Origin of the sequence: Saccharomonospora halophila 8, from assembly GCF_000383775.1 — a bacterium.
Taxonomy (GTDB): Bacteria; Actinomycetota; Actinomycetes; order Mycobacteriales; family Pseudonocardiaceae; genus Saccharomonospora; species Saccharomonospora halophila.
In genome coordinates this window covers 8,740-11,231 of sequence record NZ_KB912548.1, presented here as the reverse complement: position 1 = coordinate 11,231, position 2,492 = coordinate 8,740, and the positions used below count along the sequence as shown (strand labels likewise).

Sequence of the window (2,492 nt, the reverse complement as noted above, 5' to 3'; positions counted from 1 at the left end):
CCCACGACCGCGCTGCGCTGCGCCGTCGCGGGGGTCACGGCCGGGCTCGCGCGGGCGGCACTGCACGAGTTCGGAACCTCGGCACGGCGCCGGTCCCGGTTGGGCCAGGTCACGACGATGGCCGAGCAACCCACGCTGCGTGCCGAGCTGAACCGGGTGGTGCAGGGCTTTCGGGCCGCGCGACAGCTGGCACTGACCGAACTGGACGCCCTGCCGCCGGACGGCGCGGACCAGCGGGCCGTCACCGGCGCACGACGGACCACGCTCGCCGCGACGATGACCCACGTGCACGCGACCGCGGTCGGGGCCGTGCGGTTCGTCTTCGGCAAGTCCGGCGGGTCATCCCTTTACATCGGACACTCGATGCGGACTTTTTGGCTCCACGCGGAGGAACTGGCGGCACATCCGCTGTTCGACGTCCGTGCCGAACGGGAGATCGCCCGCGCGCAGTTCGGGGACCACGTCTCCCCGGTATGGCTGTGACCCGGTGCGACAACTCGGCAATCTGGTGGATGAGCAGGACGAAACCGCGTGGATACCGTCGCTTTCGTCAGATCACCCGCACAGCGAGGAGCAATCATGAGCGATGTCGCGGCGTTCGCCAACGAGCACGTGGACGGCGTGCTGAACCCCCTGGAAGTCACCACCGCGGTGGGCCCGGTCCTGGCGACCCCGGCCTACGCGGGCTACGCCGCGGGCGCGGGCGTGGTGTTCACCCTGGGCATCATCTCGGACGCGGTGGAGAGCCACCACGCCTCCGAGGTCTCGCCCACCGGGCCGGTGCCGAACTTCGGCTCCGTGGACCAGCTGCTCGACATGCGCAAGTCCAGCATCAGCTGACCCGTCGTCGTGGCGCCGCGGACCCCGGGGTCCGCGGCGCCACTCCGCACACCGGACGAAGGACGGATGTGATCCGCCGTGGCGTTGCCCGCGTCGCTCCGCGAACGATTCCAGACAGACCCCGACCCCCGCGGGCAGGACCGCACGTTGCGCCGGGTCGAACAGCTCACCGGCCTCGGTGCCGCCGTGTCGTCCTTGGAGTATCTCGCCTCGTCGCGGGATTTCGACAAGGGTGAGCTGCTGAGCTGGGACACCGCACGGACCCGGTACCGGTGGATGACGGGACGGCCCGGGAAGGTGCTCGGCGCCGTGTTCGACAAGCCGGGGATCCAGGCGCTGTTCGCCGCGCGCGTGCTCGCCGCGGCGGCGCTGATGAACCCGCGCGCCGGGTCGGGGGCGAAGACCACCTCAGCCACGTACCTCGCCGGCACGAACTTCGCCGTCCACGCCCGCAGCCCGTACGGGTCGGACGGCTCGGAGACGGTGCTCACCATCTCGCTGACGACGCTGACGTTCGCACGGCTGTTCACGAACGACCCGCGCGCGCGGCGTGCGTGCCTGTGGTTCCTCGCCGCGCAGTCGTGCCTGTCGTACGGCATCGCGGGCACGGCCAAGGCGGTCTCACCGGTGTGGCGGGACGGGACGGCGGTGCGCGACATCTTCCGCACCCGCATGTTCGGCCACCGCACGGCCTTCGCCGTACTGCGCGAGCGACCACGGCTGGCCCGCGCGGTGGGCCGGGCGACCATCGCGGGAGAACTGCTGTTCCCTCTGGTGCTGGTGACGCCGAAGCCGGTCGCCCGGACACTGCTCGGCGTGGGCGCCGGGTTCCACGCGGGCAACGCGGTGTTCATGGGGCTCAACCGGTTCGTCTGGGCGTTCCTCGGCACGTACCCGGCCATCGTCCACTGCTCCCGCGCACTCGGCCGGGACGACGGCGGGCCCGAGTGACGACGCACCGGAGGACCCCCGGACTCGACCGCAACGGCAACGTCGACCGGGTCGGCGCGATCACCCGGCGGCATCTGCCGAAGATCGCCGGAGGGGTGGCGCTGGGGCTGGCCGCCGCGGCCGCCGGACTGGCGCAGCCCGCGGTCATCGGCAGCCTCATCGGCGCACTCGGCACGGACGCCGATCTCGCGCTGCCCGTGGCGATCATCGTCGGCCTGTTCGTCGCCGAAGCGGCACTGACGGCGACCCAGGCCTACGCCATGGGGCGCACCGGCGAACGCATCGTCCACGACACCCGGACCACCCTGGTGGACCGCGTGCTCGCCGCCGATGTCGGTGCCTTCGCCGCGTTGCGCCAGGGCGACGTCTTCGCCCGGGTGGTCACCGACACGGCGCTGCTCAAGGTGGCCCTGTCCCAGAGCCTCGCCGGGATCATGGTGGACGGGGCGATGGTGCTCGGCGGCATCGTGCTGATGCTGCTGATCGACCCGATGCTGCTCGGGGTCACCGCCGCCTGCCTGACGGTGGCCAGCCTCGTCGCACTGCTGCTGGCCCGCAGGTTGCGCCGGGCCGCGCAGCACAGTCGCACCCTCGTCGGCGACTTCGGCGCCGACCTCCAGCGCGCCCTCGCCGCGTCGACCACGGTGAAGGCGTGTCGCGCCGAAGGTGTCGAGAGTGCGCGGCTCGGGGGGCTGGCGCTG

The 2,492-nt window shown here is 72.1% G+C and carries 4 protein-coding genes; all 4 read left to right on the top strand.

What is annotated here, in order from left to right; translation table 11 throughout:
- Positions 1–483 (top strand): acyl-CoA dehydrogenase family protein (locus SACHA_RS25335; protein ID WP_019809785.1); only part of this gene is annotated, 483 nt, incomplete at its 5' end.
- 96 nt (positions 484–579) lie between these two features.
- Positions 580–840 (top strand): hypothetical protein, encoded by a 261-nt coding sequence (locus tag SACHA_RS0111310; protein WP_019809783.1) that lies wholly within the window; start codon positions 580–582, stop codon positions 838–840.
- 78 nt (positions 841–918) lie between these two features.
- A complete protein-coding gene (locus SACHA_RS0111305) occupies positions 919–1,791 on the top strand; it encodes a hypothetical protein (protein WP_019809781.1) in 873 nt (290 codons plus the stop codon).
- Positions 1,788–2,492 (top strand): ABC transporter transmembrane domain-containing protein (locus SACHA_RS0111300; RefSeq protein ID WP_019809779.1); only part of this gene is annotated, 705 nt, incomplete at its 3' end. The genes SACHA_RS0111305 and SACHA_RS0111300, both read left to right, overlap by 4 nt.

What these genes read in the sequence shown, in the direction of transcription:
- SACHA_RS0111310 (WP_019809783.1), top strand. Translation starts at nt 580, where the DNA reads ATGAGCGATGTCGCGGCGTTCGCCAACGAGCACGTGGACGGCGTGCTG.